This window comes from Stutzerimonas kunmingensis (assembly GCF_002929225.1).
Classification (GTDB): Bacteria; Pseudomonadota; Gammaproteobacteria; order Pseudomonadales; family Pseudomonadaceae; genus Stutzerimonas.
The window spans coordinates 42,459-56,411 of sequence record NZ_PISM01000021.1 but is presented as its reverse complement, the minus strand read 5'-3'; the positions used below and the strand labels follow the sequence as shown (position 1 = coordinate 56,411).

Here is a 13,953-nt window from a genome sequence, read left to right as displayed (position 1 = left end):
CGATTACCCGATAACTCCGCCTAGCTGGAAGATGGGCAAGTACATAGCAATAATCAAACCACCTACCAGCACACCGAGCACGGCCATGATCAGAGGCTCCATTAGCGTTGTAAGGTTGTCGACCATATTGTCGACTTCCGCCTCGTAGAAGCTTGCAAGCTTATCTAGCATTTCATCTAGCGCTCCAGACTCCTCACCGATAGCAGCCATCTGGACAGCCATCGCTGGGAATACTCCAGTGCCGCGCATTGAGAAATTCAACTGCACACCTGAAGACACCTCGTCGCGGATCTTCATGACCGCATTACGAAACACAACATTGCCCGCCGCCCCGGCGACCGAACCGAGGGCATCCACTAAAGGCACGCCTGCAGCAAATGTTGTCGAGAGCGTGCGCGCATATCTAGCCAATGCTGATTTATAAAGAATGCCTCCTACAATAGGCATTTTAAGAAGCGCTCGATCCAAGCTATCCCGGAGCCTTTCGGAATGTTGATGGACATGTTTAAACAAGAACGCAATAGCAAACATTGCCGCAAACGTCACATACCACCACTCTTGCAGCCAACGAGACAGCCCGACCACCATCATAGTAAACGCAGGCAACTCTGCGCCAAACCCATGAAAAACGCTTTCAAACTGCGGAACCACCTTTATCAACAAAATTGCAGAAACAATAATAGCCACAAGGATCACTGCGATAGGATAAGTCATCGCCTTTTTGATCTTGGCCTTCAACGCTTCGGTCTTTTCCTTATAGGTTGCTATTCGATCCAACAAAGTCTCCAACGATCCAGATTGCTCCCCAGAATCTACCAAGTTGCAATATAGATCATCGAAATAACGCGGCTTTTTGCGCAAGGAAGCAGCGTAGCTATTGCCAGCCGCCACTTCCTGCTTAATTTCATCAACCAATTTGCGCATATTCTGGTTTTCGAAGCCTTCGCCGATGATGTCGAACGACTGCAACAGCGGTACACCAGCCTTCATCATCGTCGCCATTTGCCGGGTGAACAAGGCAATATCCATAGGCGTGATCTTTTTGCCACCGCCAAAAAGCGGGATGGATTTTTTGCGAACCTTACCAGGAGTAATTCCTTGCTTACGGAGTTGCGCTCGAATCAGAGACGGGCTTTGGCCCGACAGCTCCCCCTTGACCTTCCCACCTTTTCGGTCAGTGCCTTCCCAGATGAACACGCTGGTTTTGAACGCTTTTTCCGCCATGTTTAATCCTTGGTCACGCGGTTGACTTCTTCCAGGCTGGTAACGCCATTCATGACCTTGACCAGCCCCGAAGTACGCAGGTCGTTAAAGCCATCTCTGCGCGCCTGCAAGGCGATATCGATGGAATTTCCTTCCTCCATGATAAGCCGTTGCAGGGCCGGTGTGATTTTAACTACTTCATAAATACCGACACGACCCTTGTAGCCAGCCTTACAGCTATCGCATCCAACCGGAGCGTATATCTTGAACGTTCCGATCCCTGCCTCAGGAAACCCTTCCCTCAACAGCACATCACGCGGCACCTCCACCTCGGACCTACAAGATGGACATAGCTTGCGAGCCAGCCGCTGGGCAATGATCAAGTTCACAGAAGTAGCGATATTGAAGGCGGGCACGCCCATATTGCGAAGTCGCGTCAGCGTCTCCGCAGCACTATTGGTGTGCAATGTGGACATCACCATGTGACCAGTCTGAGCCGCCTTGATGGCAATTTCAGCAGTTTCCAAATCCCGGATTTCCCCCACCATGATGACATCTGGATCCTGCCGCAAGAACGCGCGCAGAGCTTGGGCGAAGTCCATCCCCTGCCTGGGATTCACGTTGACTTGGTTGATTCCCTCCAGATTTATCTCCACAGGATCTTCTGCCGTAGAAATATTTACATCAACGGTATTCAGAATATTAAGACCGGTATACAACGAAACGGTCTTACCCGAACCCGTAGGCCCAGTAACCAGTATCATACCCTGCGGTTGCTTCAACGCCGTCAGATAGAGTTCTTTCTGATCTTCTTCGTAGCCTAGGGCGTCAATACCCATTTTCGCGCTGGCAGAGTCCAAAATCCGCATCACAATCTTCTCACCCCAGAGCGTGGGTAGCGTGTTGACGCGGAAATCGATGGACTTCGTTTTGGACACTTTCATCTTGATTCGCCCATCTTGGGGCTTTCGCCGCTCGGCGATATCGAGACTGGCCATCACTTTCAGACGCGCCGAGATTCTGCTGACCAACTGCACTGGTGGTCTGGCGACCTCATGCAGCATGCCGTCGGTACGAAACCGAACGCGGTAGCTTTTTTCATATGGCTCGAAGTGCAAGTCGGAAGAGCCGCCTCTAATCGCATCAAGCAGCATTTTATTTACGAAGCGAACGACGGGTGCATCATCGGCGTCATTGTGATCAGCTGCGCTCTCATCGCCATCAGGACTACTCCCGACAACTAGATCGTCAAGATCGGAATCACTCATGCCATCCAAAGAGGAAGTAGAGGACTCATAGTATTTCTCTATAGCCTCGCTTAACTTGCCGTCCTCGACGAGCACCGCCTCGACAGATAGGCCAGTGTTAAACTGAATATCACTTATAGCCTGATGATTAGTCGGGTCAGACACCGCCACGTAAAGCCGATTACCGCGACGCTGAAGAGGAAGCGCGCGATGCTGACGCACCAGCTTTTCGCTCACCAACTCCTTAGGCTGAGTTTCTTTATCCAGAGTGGAGAGGTCGAAGAATGGCAAGCCGAATTGCTCGCCAGCGATGCTGACCAACGCGCACGCCTTTACCAGCTTGTTCTGCACCAGCCAGGTCACCAGCGGCACTTGGTTGCGCAAGGCCTGCTGCTGAGCCTGGTAAGCAATGTTTTCCTCAAGCTGCCCAGCCGCAACAAGCTGGCGAGCCAAACCACCGAGGGGCGCATTATCGTTCATGAACAGAAACCAAAAAAGGAAATATCGCCGCCTTATATCGCAGTTAACTCGGCGTGCCAAACCCGCACTTCCTAGATGACCTTTTTTGTCACATGAGGACAAAAAAAGATCCTTCATGACTGATTCGTTTATCTAAAACAGCCGCCCGCTTCGCATTACAGCCCGTCACGGCAAGCGCTCCACGCGGTCGACAACCTGCAAAAACCAGCATAAGGTCACAGAAAAGGGCTATAAATCGATTCCCCACATACGTTTATCACTCCACTCACAGTGAGTTGGCATGGAATCCGCTTATATCCCCCTCAGGTCCAACGACCTTTCCAACACAAGGAGCTTTGTCAATGAAGTCCATCAAGAAGCAAAAGGGTTTCACGCTGATCGAACTGATGATCGTAGTCGCGATCATCGGCATCCTAGCTGCCGTTGCCATTCCGCAGTTTCAGGATTACCAGGCTAAGGGGTATGACAAGTCGGCTCAGTCCGATGCGCGCAATATCATGACCGGCGGCATCGCCAACTCCAACTAAGCTAAAAGGAATTTATGCGATGAAAAAGATTATTGCTGCAACACTCCTTTCCGCCTCCCTCATTTCTGTCGGAGCCCACGCTACCGGCACAACAGGCCCAACCCCGATAACCATCTTAAATGGCTACACTAAGGTCGGTGATGTCGCAGAGCAAATCAACTTGGCACGCCAGTTTGCTTTTACAGCTATTCCTGGCCGCGCTGGTTTTATAAAAAATGACTTCGAGGGTACTCTCTCAGCCAACGTTGTTGCCGGATTGATTGACGATGCGACAAATAACCGCATGGGCGTAGTAGCTGGCTCTAACAAGGGCTATGTTGTATTTACTGGCTCCTCGGTTGGCGGTAGCGTTTCTCAATGTGGGAAACCAGCCATCAAAGGCACTGACGAAAACCTGGCAGCAAAGTTCGTAGTTGTAGGCAGCACCGATCTGACCAAAGCAAACGGCTGTAACCGCCCGTTCTGATTGCTTTCAGTGTTGCAAAGCAAGCCCCCTCCCGCCAGGGGGCTTGCTTGTTTGTGGAGAAAGATATGCTTGAACTGGCACGACTCGGTGTACGCATGGGCTTGCGCGGCCTGGGCTTCCGCGTCCTTCTACTGACCACCTTGACGTTGCTGGGCATGGCCTTTCTGGCTGGGAACTTTTCCGGACGCCAGCAACTGACGGTGACCCTAGACGTAGCTTTTAGCGGCATGCGTATAACCCTGCTGGCAATGGTGCTAGTCTGGATGCAGGACTTGGTGGTCCGTGATATTGAACGCAAGTCTGTATACTTCGTACTGGCTTACCCTATAGCTCGCTGGCAGTTTCTATTGTCGCGCTTTTTCGCCGTCGCTACGCTGGGCGGAATGAGTCTATTATTCATCGGTGTAGCTTTCTGGTTGCTTCTATATTTCTTTGGCTCCAGCTACGCACAGATGCGCCCACCAGCGCTTGACTGGAGCTATTGGCTGGTACTGCTGGGCATGTGGCTGGACCTGCTGGTGGTCGCGGCCTTCGCACTGCTGCTGGCAACCCTCTCGACCACCCCCTTTCTGCCCTTCCTGCTCGGGCTGGCCTTCGCCCTTGCCGCAAGGGGCATGGGACCGACCATCGATTACCTGCGCGGTGAACGTTCCGACCCGTTCCATGAGCAAATCTTCAGCCCGCTGCTGGAGCATTCCTACGTCTGGCTGCCCGACCTGTCCCGTCTGGACTGGCGCGTACTGTCGCTCTACGACCTGCCTCCCGAGCCACTGGCCATGGCACTGGCTGCACTCAATGCCCTGGCCTATATCGCTACCTTGACGGCGCTGGCCATCGTGATTTTCCAGCGGCGCAATTTCACATGAGAACACTGATTGCCCTGGTGATCATGCTGCTCGCCTGGGCGGGCTTTGCCGGCACCGGCTTGCTGTTGCGCGACCATGCCCGCCCGGAAGCTCGCGCAGAGGTGTTGCGGGTGCGTTTGCCGATCCCGGTGCAGCTGACCTATTCTGCAGGCGACCCCTTCCTGGCAGCCAACCTCAACGTGTTTCGCAGCCTGATGGTGGCCGCCTCCGTTACTGAACAGGAGACCTATCGCATCCAGGGGCAGTTGCAGGGCGATGCGGCCTTCTTCAATCCTCGCCATGAAGACAACTATTACGTCGGCGCGGCCATCCTGCCTTGGAACGGGCAGGTGCCGGCGGCGCAGGATGTACTGCTCAAAGCGGCGCAGAGCCGGGAGTGGGATATGTGGCCGGCGTTCTATTACGCCTTCAATGCCATGTACTTTGAAGGCGATATGAACAGGGCCGGACACTGGGCCGAAGTCGCAGCCCAACGTCACCCAATCAATGCGCCAGCCCTGCGCGACATGGCGGCCAAGTGGTACGAGCGCGGCGACGACCCCGAGACTGCACTGGACATTCTGATCGCCATGCAAGATCAGAGTGCGGACGAGAACTTCCGCGCCCTGCTCGCCGCGCGCATCGTGCGACTGCAAGGCTTGCAGGCGCTGCGCGCAGCAGCCCACGAATATCGGCAGCAGCACAACCGTGCGCCATCACAGCTGATTGATCTGGTCGGCCATGCCGGGCTTAGAGCCCTGCCTGAAGATCCGCTAAAGCTGGGTTATCTATTGTCCGACGGGGGCCAGCCGCGGCTGGCCGACCATGTGAAGCAACAGGACTCGCAATGAAACCGATCGAAGTGCAAGACCTGCACAAGTCATTCAAGACTAAGGGCAAGGCCATCAAGGCCCTGGACGCTGTGAGCTTTTTCGTTGAAAGCGGCCAGTCGGTAGGCTTTATCGGGCAGAACGGCGCTGGCAAGAGCACCAGTATCAAGATTCTGTTCGGCGCGCTGCGCGCAGATGCCGGTCAGGCACTGCTGATGGGGCGTGCTGCGGATGATCCGCTTTCACGCCAGGGTGTTGGCTATGTCCCGGAAAACCCCTATCTCTACGACCAGTTGACGCCGCGCGAAGTGGTGAGCGGCGGCCTGCGCTTGCACGGCATCAAGGGTCAGGAAAACCATCGGCGTACAGAGCACTGGCTGGAACGCCTGGGGATCGCCTATGCGGCAGACAAGCGTATTCGCAACCTGTCCAAGGGCATGACCCAGCGCACTGCACTGGCCCATGCTTTCGCAATCGAACCGAAATTGCTCGTGCTGGATGAACCAATGTCAGGGCTCGATCCGGTGGGTCGTCGCCAGGTCGCAGACCTGATGCAGGAATATCGACAGGTCGGCGGCACGTTGTTTTTTTCCACCCATATCCTCCACGACGTGGAGCGTCTGGCCGACCGTTTCGTGATGATCCACAAGGGCCGCATCCGTGCCCAGCAGAGCATTGCCGATATGCTGGCCAGCCAGAATACCCTGGTGGTGCGCTACTACGGCACCAAGGCGCTGCCAGGCTTTACCGAGGATGCTGGCATGATATGGAAGGGCATCTGCGAACGCACCCAGGTGCCGGCAGCGCTGGCCGCCATTACCGACGCTGGCGGCACTCTGCTCAACGCTCATCCACAGAACTCCCTGGAGGAGCTGTTCGACAATATTGTCAGCACCGTCTGAATCAGGAGCGGTCGCATGCCCTATTCACCCGCACTCGACGGCCTTCGCGCTATCGCCATCCTGCTGGTGCTGCTGTTTCATGGCCGCATGCCGGGCTTGCCGGGAGCCAATGTCGGGGTGGATGTATTCTTCGTACTCAGCGGCTACCTGATCACCCGCATCCTGCTTGCGGAACATCAGGCTGAAGGTTCTCTCGATCTGCGGCGCTTCTATCGTCAGCGCTTGCTGCGCCTTACGCCACCATTACTTCTGTTACTCCTGCTCTATGCGCTATTGGCTCCATTGCTGTGGCCGGACTACTACTTTCATGTCCGCGACTGGGTTGTGGTGCTGATCTACCAGGCCGACCTCGCACTGGTGTTTGGTATGGGACCGTTAAAGATGCTCCATGCCTGGTCACTGGCCATCGAAGAGCGATTCTACCTGCTCTGGCCGCTGGCCTTGCTTGGTCTGCTGGCTCTGAAAAATCTGCGTATTGCGCTGACAGTGCTGCTCACAAGCGTTCTGCTGGCGGGACTGTGGCGAATGGCGGCTTTGCAGTTTTGGGATGTGAGTAGCGGCGAGGCTTATTACCGTTTCGACATGCGCATCAGTGGGCTGTTACTCGGCGCCTGCCTGGGTATGTGGATCGGCAGTGGCCTGCCGGTACCGGCGCACCTATTGCGACGGCACTGGCTGATGCTGGCCTGGCTGGTATTGCTAGCGGTCGTGCTGTACCCAACCGATGACAAAGGGAGGCTAAGCTTTGGCCTGCCGCTGGTCGAGATAACGGTGCTATACATCCTGCTTTGGCTGCACTGCCGCCCGCAGGGATTACTGAGCAAAACTCTCACCAGCCCTCCCCTTGTGTATGTCGGCCAGCTTTCCTACGGCCTATATCTGTTTCACTACCCTGTCATGGAGTATCTGAAGCTACAGCAACCGTGGTGGTTAGTCCTATTGGCTGGAACCAGCATAGCGTTCGTGTTCGCGGTTTTCAGCCATCACCTGATCGAGCGACCCATTCGACGCTGGCGAAGAAAGCCTGCGCAAGAAAAGACACTGGGTACCATTATCTAACCCTCGACTTATCATCGAGGGCCAGCGGTCGTAGATTCCGTCTAGCTAATTTGATGCAGCTGTCAAAGAACTCCACGCTTGCGCAGCATGTCTATGACCTGCTTTGCGCCCTCTTCCACCGTCAGCGATTCGGTATCGATTACCAGATCGGCATTGCCCGGCACGTCATAGGGGAAGGACTCGCCTGGGATATTATCGCCACCGGCTACGTATAAACCCTGCGGGTCGCGCTGCTGGCAGGTCCGTGGCGACGCCTGGACGTAGACGGTCACGACGCGATCGCTGCCGATCAGCGCCTTGGCCTGCTCGCGGCCTTCGGCATCAGGAGCGACAAAGGCTGCGAGGGTGATCAGCCCCGCCTCGTTGAACTGGCGCGCCACATGAGCCGCACGGCGCCAGTTCTCGGTACGGCCGGCGCGGTCCTGCGGTAGGCCTTTGTTCAGGTCGTGGCGCAGGTTCTGGCCATCGAGCACGTAAACTGCGCGGCCCATATCGAACAGCTTGCGCTCCACCGCATAAGCCAGGGTGCTCTTGCCGGCGCCGGAAAGGCCGGTAAACAGCACGGTCGCCGGTTGTTGGCCGAAGCGAGTGGCGCGTTCTTCGGTAGACACGTGGGCCAGCGCACCGTGATGACCGCCCGATCCATGGGCAACCGGTTCGGCGATGATCATGCCGGCGCCGACGGTGCCATTGGTGAGACGATCAATGACGATGAAAGCGCCGGTCGTACGGTTCTGCGCGTAACCATCGAGCGCGATAGGCGCATCCAGGCTGATTTTGACCTTGCCGATCTCGTTGAGCTGCAGGCTGCTCGCGGCACCCTGCTCCAAGGTGTTCACATCAATCTTGTGGGCGATGCTGGCAATCGAGCCCGGCACGTAGCTGGTGGCACGCTTGATGTCGTACTTTTTGCCCGGCAGCATCGGCTCTTCGCCCATCCACACCAGCATGGCCTCGAAGCTGTCGGCGATACGTGGGCGACTGTCCGCATGTACCAGCATGTCGCCGCGCGAGACATCGATTTCGTCTTCCAGCGTCAGGGTGACGGCTTCACCCGGCGTCGCCTGCTCGAGCTCGCCATCGAAGGTGACGATAGACTTCACCCGGCTGGTCTTGCCGGACGGTAGCACAGCAATTTCGTCACCCTTGCGCACGATACCGCTGGCCAGGGTGCCGGCGAAGCCACGGAAGTTCAGATTCGGGCGGTTGACGTACTGCACCGGGAAGCGCAGGTCATCGAAGTTACGGTCGCCGGCGATCTCGACGCCTTCGAGAATCTCCATCAGCGACTGCCCCTCATACCAAGGCGCACGTTCGCTGCGATTGACCACGTTGTCGCCCTTCAGCGCCGACATCGGCACGAAGTGCAGAGACGACGGCTTGAGTTCGATGCGATCGGCAAATGCCAGGTAGTCGGCTTTGATCTTCTCGAACACGTCCTGATCGAAGTTCATCAGGTCCATCTTGTTGATGGCGACGACGATATGCTTGATGCCCAGCAACGAGGTGATGAAGCTGTGGCGCTTGGTCTGGGTCTGCACCCCGTAGCGGGCATCTACCAGGATGATCGCGAGGTCGCAGGTGGACGCGCCGGTGGCCATGTTGCGCGTGTACTGCTCATGGCCGGGGGTATCGGCAATGATGAACTTGCGCTTGGCGGTACTGAAATAACGGTAGGCAACGTCGATGGTGATGCCCTGCTCGCGCTCGGCCTGCAGCCCATCGACCAGCAGCGCCAGATCGACGTCTTCGCCAGTGGTACCGACCTTCTTGGAGTCGCGGGTGATCGCTTCGAGATGGTCCTCGTAGATCATCTTCGAATCGTGCAGCAGGCGGCCGATCAGGGTGCTCTTGCCGTCATCGACGTTGCCGCAGGTCAGGAAACGCAGGAGTTCCTTGCGCTCGTGTTGCGCCAGGTAGGCGAGGATGTCCTCGCTGATCAGTTCGGATTGATGACTCATGATGCGTTTCCTTAGAAATAACCCTGGCGTTTCTTTTCTTCCATCGAGCCGGTGGCGTCATGGTCGATGACGCGCCCCTGGCGCTCGGAAGTGCGGGTCAGGAGCATCTCCTGGATGATTTCCGGCAGGCTGGTCGCGGTCGACTCGACCGCACCGGTGAGCGGGTAGCAGCCGAGGGTGCGGAAGCGGACCATGCGTTTTTCGATGCGCCCTTTTTCCTCATCGGTGAGGTGCTCGAGAATCCGCTCATCGTCGATCATGATCAGCGTGCCGTTCTTCTCGATGACTTCCCGCTCGGCAGCGAAGTACAGCGGCACGATCGGGATCTGCTCGAGGTAGATGTATTGCCAGATGTCCAACTCAGTCCAGTTGGAGAGCGGGAACACGCGGATCGACTCGCCCTTCTTGACCTTGCCGTTGTAGAGATTCCAAAGCTCGGGGCGCTGGTTCTTCGGATCCCAGCGGTGCTTGCTGTCACGGAAGGAGTAGACACGCTCCTTGGCGCGGGATTTTTCCTCGTCGCGACGGGCACCACCGAAGGCAGCGTCGAAGCCGTACTTGTCCAGCGCCTGCTTGAGGCCTTCGGTCTTCATGACGTCGGTGTGCTTGGCACTGCCATACGTGAAGGGATTCATGTCCTGCGCCACACCGTCGGGGTTGATATGGGTGATCAGCTCAAGGCCCATCTCCTCGACCATCTTGGTGCGGAAGCTGTACATCTCCTGGAACTTCCAGCGGGTGTCGACATGCAGCACCGGGAACGGCAGCTTGCCAGGGAAGAAGGCCTTGCGCGCCAGGTGCAGCATTACGGCCGAATCTTTGCCGATGGAATACAGCATCACCGGGTTGCCGAACTCTGCAGCGACCTCACGAATGATATGGATGCTTTCCGCCTCCAGCTGTTTCAGATGCGTCAGTTTGTCGACCATGGCTACTCACGATTTGGCAGATGGACGGCCGGCCGGCCGTGGAATGGGCGCAACTCTAACACGACCTTCAATTCTAATCAGGCCGCCTTTTAGACCTAAAAGCTATAGATTTATATCGACTCTCCGCCGTGCCACGGGACCGTGAAATGGGGGCTCCACGACTCACTGCGCCCGTAGAGCAAGCTTTACGCGGGGTTTGGGCAATCAATGAATTGGTGCTCGATGCCGAAGCGGCTTGCCAGGTACTCACCCAGCGCACGGACCCCATAGCGCTCTGTCGCGTGATGGCCGGCAGCGAAGAAGCTCAGGCCATTTTCACGTGCGATATGTGCCGTGGGTTCGGAGATTTCACCGGTGATATAGGCGTCTACTCCGGCCGCCACAGCCTGATCGATATAGCCTTGGGCACCACCGGTACACCAGGCGACACGCCGAATCGGGCGGTCGCCGGCGACCATCAGCGGCTCCCGACCAAGCACGTCATGGATCCGACGCATGAACTCAGCCGGCGCCAGCGGTTTCTCAAGGGAGCCCACCAGCCCCACCGAGCGCGGATTGCCCGGCTCCAGCGGACCGTCGGAGCGAAGACCGAGCAGTACGCCCAATCGGGCGTTGTTGCCGACCTCGGGGTGGACATCGAGTGGCAGGTGGTACGCCAGCAGGCTGATATCGTTGCTCAGCAAGGTTTTCAGGCGGCGCTGCTTCATGCCGACGACGCGGGCATCTTCGTTTTTCCAGAAATACCCATGGTGGACCAGGACCACATCGGCGCCCGCCTCGACTGCCGCATCCAGTAATGCCTGGCTGGCCGTCACACCGCTGACGATCCGCGCCACCTGAGGACGCCCTTCGACCTGCAGACCATTGGGGCAGTAATCGGCAATCCTCGCGGCATCCAGATATCGATCTGCTTCCTGAACCAGAGCGATGAGCGCAACAGTCATGGCAACCTCTTGGTAAATGCGATATGGCTCGATAGATTTCTAGTCGAACCCTCACGGCAAATCATGCACACATGAAGCTGCATTTCAGTTGGAGCTTCGTATAATGCCGCCACCTTAAGGGGCGCTCCCCGCGCCCGCAACTCTGTCCGGACCTCTGCGCGATGTTCAATGCCCTACGTTTTCTCGGCTGGCCGTTGCTGGTCGGCCTGCTCGTAGCACTGCTGATCATCCAGCGTTACCCGCAGCTGGTGGGTATAAAGGAGCACGACATCGGTCTACAGCAGGCACCGCTGGTTGCCAGCGCACCGCAGCAGGGCCCTTATTCGTACGCCAACGCGGTGGCGGCCGCTGCGCCAGCAGTTGCCAACCTCTACACCACCAAGGTCATCGAGAAGACCGAGCAGCAACCGCTGTCCAAGGACCCACTGTTTCAACGCTTCTTCAGTGACAACCTGCCGAGGCAACGGCGCATGGAGTCGAGCCTCGGTTCTGCGGTAATCATGAGTTCCGAAGGCTACTTGCTCACCAACAACCATGTGACCGCCAACGCCGAGCAGATCGTCGTGGCCCTCAAGGATGGCCGGGAAACGCTGGCCCGGGTGATTGGCAGCGATCCGGAGACCGACCTTGCCGTGCTGAAGATCGACCTGGCAGACCTGCCGGCCATCACGCTCGGCCATTCCGATCGCATACGCGTCGGCGACGTCACCCTGGCGATCGGCAACCCCTTCGGCGTCGGCCAGACCGTCACCATGGGCATCATCAGCGCCACCGGCCGCAATCAGCTGGGCCTGAACACCTACGAGGATTTCATCCAGACCGATGCGGCGATCAACCGAGGCAACTCGGGCGGCGCGCTGGTGGATGCCGGCGGCAACCTGATCGGCATCAATACCGCCATCATTTCCGAATCCGGCGGTTCGCAGGGCATCGGCTTCGCGATACCGGTGAAGCTGGCACTGGAAGTGATGAAGTCGATCATCGAGCACGGCCAGGTGATCCGTGGCTGGCTGGGCGTGGAGGTGCAGTCGCTGACCCAAGAGCTCGCGGAGTCCTTCGGTCAGGAAGGACGACCGGGAATCGTGGTGGCGGGTGTCTACCGCGACGGCCCGGCGGCACGTGCCGGGCTTCAGCCAGGCGACCTGATCCTGAGCATCGACGGGGTGCAGTCGGCCGACGGACGCAGCTCGATGAATCAGGTCGCCCGCGCGCGCCCAGGCGAGAACATCGACATCGACATCCTGCGCAATGGCAAGCCACTGACCCTTACCGCCGAAGTTGGCATGCGCCCACCGGTGAACGCGGCGCCGAAATAGCGATGACGCTCCTGCCAAACGAGGGAAATGCAGCAACATGCTGCGCCCCCTCCACCACCTGGTCGGCAAGGGCAGGCAGTAAGCCTGCCCAAACCAGACTCAGCGTCAGCCGAGCGCAGCCAACAGCGCGTGATTCTGCTCCGGCGTACCGATGGTGATACGCAAGAACTGCTCGATACGTGGCTGCTTGAAGTGCCGCACGATCACGCCCTGCTCGCGCAGGCTCGCGGCCACCTCGGCCGCATCGCGCTGCGGATGACGTGCGAAAATGAAGTTCGCCGCCGATGGCAGAACCTCGAACCCCAGCCTTTGCATCGCCGTGACTACCGCCTCGCGACTGTCGATGACCTGCTGACAGGTCTGCTGGAAATGGGCGCGATCCTCGAACGCCGCCGCGGCGCCGGCGATGGCGATACGGTCCAGCGGGTAGGAATTGAAGCTGTTCTTGATCCGCTCCAGCGCCTCGATCAGATCCGGATGGCCGACCGCCAGCCCCACACGAAGACCGGCCAGCGAACGCGACTTGGACAGCGTCTGCGTCACCAGCAGATTCGGATAACGGTCCACCAATGCGATGGCAGACTCACCGCCGAAATCCACATAGGCCTCATCGACCAGCACCACGGATTCAGTGTTCGCCTGCAATAGCTGCTCGATCGCCTGAAGTGGAAGCAGGCAGCCAGTCGGCGCATTCGGGTTGGGGAAGATGATGCCGCCGTTCGGCCGGTTGTAATCGGCCACATCGATCTGGAACTGTTCATCGAGCGCGACGGTTTCGTAGGCGATGCCATACAGCCCACAATACACCGGGTAGAAGCTGTAGCTGATATCAGGGAACAGCAGCGGGCGGTCATGCTGGAACAAACCATGAAAGGCATGGGCTAGCACTTCGTCCGAGCCATTGCCGACGAAGACCTGAGCTGGGCACACGCCGTAATATTCGGCCACGGCGTGCTTCAGCCGCTCGCCGTTCGGGTCCGGATACAGCCGCAGACCGTCGTTGAGCTCGGCCTGCATCGCGGCGATCGCACGTGGCGATGGGCCATAGGGGTTCTCGTTGGTGTTGAGCTTGACCAGCTTGCTCAGCTTGGGCTGCTCACCCGGCACATAGGGAACCAGGTCCTTGACGAAGGGGCTCCAGAATTTGCTCATCTGCCCTTCTCTCCTCGAAATTGATCGGTTGGTCGTGAGGCGATAGTTCAAAACGCCTTGCCGAGTGGCGACGGCGAACGGGCATGAGCCAG

13 protein-coding genes are annotated in these 13,953 nt (G+C 57.8%); 7 read left to right on the top strand and 6 right to left on the bottom strand.

Annotated elements, in window-relative coordinates; genetic code table 11:
- Positions 1 to 3: 3 nt before the first annotated feature.
- Both CW305_RS16745 and pilB read right to left on the bottom strand, forming a co-directional pair.
- On the bottom strand, positions 4 to 1,224 hold the full coding sequence (locus CW305_RS16745; RefSeq protein WP_104098455.1) for a type II secretion system F family protein: 1,221 nt from the start codon (positions 1,222 to 1,224) through the stop codon (positions 4 to 6).
- 2 nt (positions 1,225 to 1,226) lie between these two features.
- Entirely contained in the window at positions 1,227 to 2,930 is a 1,704-nt protein-coding gene (gene pilB, locus CW305_RS16740; protein WP_104098661.1) for a type IV-A pilus assembly ATPase PilB, read from the bottom strand.
- 341 nt (positions 2,931 to 3,271) lie between these two features.
- Here pilB and CW305_RS23915 point away from each other — a divergent pair, with 341 nt between their 5' ends.
- The 6 genes from CW305_RS23915 to CW305_RS16710 all read left to right on the top strand — a co-directional run bounded on the left by CW305_RS23915 (position 3,272) and on the right by CW305_RS16710 (position 7,559).
- A complete protein-coding gene (locus CW305_RS23915; protein ID WP_104098454.1) occupies positions 3,272 to 3,457 on the top strand; it encodes a type IV pilin protein in 186 nt (61 codons plus the stop codon).
- A gap of 19 nt (positions 3,458 to 3,476) precedes the next feature.
- A complete protein-coding gene (locus tag CW305_RS16730) occupies positions 3,477 to 3,923 on the top strand; it encodes a hypothetical protein (protein WP_104098453.1) in 447 nt (148 codons plus the stop codon).
- 65 nt (positions 3,924 to 3,988) lie between these two features.
- A complete protein-coding gene (locus CW305_RS16725; RefSeq protein WP_104098452.1) occupies positions 3,989 to 4,789 on the top strand; it encodes a hypothetical protein in 801 nt (266 codons plus the stop codon).
- On the top strand, positions 4,786 to 5,619 hold the full coding sequence (locus CW305_RS16720; RefSeq protein WP_104098451.1) for a hypothetical protein: 834 nt from the start codon (positions 4,786 to 4,788) through the stop codon (positions 5,617 to 5,619). The genes CW305_RS16725 and CW305_RS16720 overlap by 4 nt, the downstream gene beginning before the upstream one ends.
- Positions 5,616 to 6,500, top strand: coding sequence for an ABC transporter ATP-binding protein (locus CW305_RS16715; RefSeq protein ID WP_104098450.1), 885 nt, complete (start codon positions 5,616 to 5,618; stop codon positions 6,498 to 6,500). Before CW305_RS16720 ends, CW305_RS16715 begins: the two co-directional genes overlap by 4 nt.
- A gap of 15 nt (positions 6,501 to 6,515) precedes the next feature.
- Positions 6,516 to 7,559: an acyltransferase family protein gene (locus tag CW305_RS16710; protein WP_104098449.1), complete on the top strand. Its 1,044-nt coding sequence runs from the start codon at positions 6,516 to 6,518 to the stop codon at positions 7,557 to 7,559.
- 62 nt (positions 7,560 to 7,621) lie between these two features.
- On the opposite strand, the gene cysN is transcribed toward CW305_RS16710, so the two are convergent.
- From cysN to CW305_RS16695, 3 genes are all read right to left on the bottom strand, one after another.
- Complete coding sequence (gene cysN, locus CW305_RS16705) at positions 7,622 to 9,520, bottom strand: sulfate adenylyltransferase subunit CysN (RefSeq protein ID WP_104098448.1); 1,899 nt, start codon at positions 9,518 to 9,520, stop codon at positions 7,622 to 7,624.
- Between the two features lie 11 nt (positions 9,521 to 9,531).
- On the bottom strand, positions 9,532 to 10,449 hold the full coding sequence (gene cysD, locus CW305_RS16700) for a sulfate adenylyltransferase subunit CysD (RefSeq protein WP_023445904.1): 918 nt from the start codon (positions 10,447 to 10,449) through the stop codon (positions 9,532 to 9,534).
- A 185-nt stretch (positions 10,450 to 10,634) separates the two neighbouring features.
- A complete protein-coding gene (locus tag CW305_RS16695) occupies positions 10,635 to 11,393 on the bottom strand; it encodes a Nif3-like dinuclear metal center hexameric protein (RefSeq protein ID WP_104098447.1) in 759 nt (252 codons plus the stop codon).
- 161 nt (positions 11,394 to 11,554) lie between these two features.
- On the opposite strand from CW305_RS16695, the gene algW reads away from it, so the two are divergent.
- The gene (algW, locus tag CW305_RS16690) at positions 11,555 to 12,709 is read left to right on the top strand and encodes a Do family serine endopeptidase AlgW (protein WP_045666651.1); all 1,155 of its coding nucleotides are present in this window, start codon (positions 11,555 to 11,557) and stop codon (positions 12,707 to 12,709) included.
- A 105-nt stretch (positions 12,710 to 12,814) separates the two neighbouring features.
- Here the strand turns inward: algW and hisC are convergent, their stop codons facing one another.
- Positions 12,815 to 13,861 (bottom strand): histidinol-phosphate transaminase, encoded by a 1,047-nt coding sequence (hisC, locus tag CW305_RS16685; protein WP_090519248.1) that lies wholly within the window; start codon positions 13,859 to 13,861, stop codon positions 12,815 to 12,817.
- Positions 13,862 to 13,953 lie beyond the last annotated feature (92 nt).

Coding starts and splice junctions, on each gene's coding strand:
- CW305_RS16745 (WP_104098455.1), bottom strand. CDS start 1,224: ATGGCGGAAAAAGCGTTCAAAACCAGCGTGTTCATCTGGGAAGGCACT.
- pilB (WP_104098661.1), bottom strand. CDS start 2,930: ATGAACGATAATGCGCCCCTCGGTGGTTTGGCTCGCCAGCTTGTTGCG.
- CW305_RS23915 (WP_104098454.1), top strand. CDS start 3,272: ATGAAGTCCATCAAGAAGCAAAAGGGTTTCACGCTGATCGAACTGATG.
- CW305_RS16730 (WP_104098453.1), top strand. CDS start 3,477: ATGAAAAAGATTATTGCTGCAACACTCCTTTCCGCCTCCCTCATTTCT.
- CW305_RS16725 (WP_104098452.1), top strand. CDS start 3,989: ATGCTTGAACTGGCACGACTCGGTGTACGCATGGGCTTGCGCGGCCTG.
- CW305_RS16720 (WP_104098451.1), top strand. CDS start 4,786: ATGAGAACACTGATTGCCCTGGTGATCATGCTGCTCGCCTGGGCGGGC.
- CW305_RS16715 (WP_104098450.1), top strand. CDS start 5,616: ATGAAACCGATCGAAGTGCAAGACCTGCACAAGTCATTCAAGACTAAG.
- CW305_RS16710 (WP_104098449.1), top strand. CDS start 6,516: ATGCCCTATTCACCCGCACTCGACGGCCTTCGCGCTATCGCCATCCTG.
- cysN (WP_104098448.1), bottom strand. CDS start 9,520: ATGAGTCATCAATCCGAACTGATCAGCGAGGACATCCTCGCCTACCTG.
- cysD (WP_023445904.1), bottom strand. CDS start 10,449: ATGGTCGACAAACTGACGCATCTGAAACAGCTGGAGGCGGAAAGCATC.
- CW305_RS16695 (WP_104098447.1), bottom strand. CDS start 11,393: ATGACTGTTGCGCTCATCGCTCTGGTTCAGGAAGCAGATCGATATCTG.
- algW (WP_045666651.1), top strand. CDS start 11,555: ATGTTCAATGCCCTACGTTTTCTCGGCTGGCCGTTGCTGGTCGGCCTG.
- hisC (WP_090519248.1), bottom strand. CDS start 13,861: ATGAGCAAATTCTGGAGCCCCTTCGTCAAGGACCTGGTTCCCTATGTG.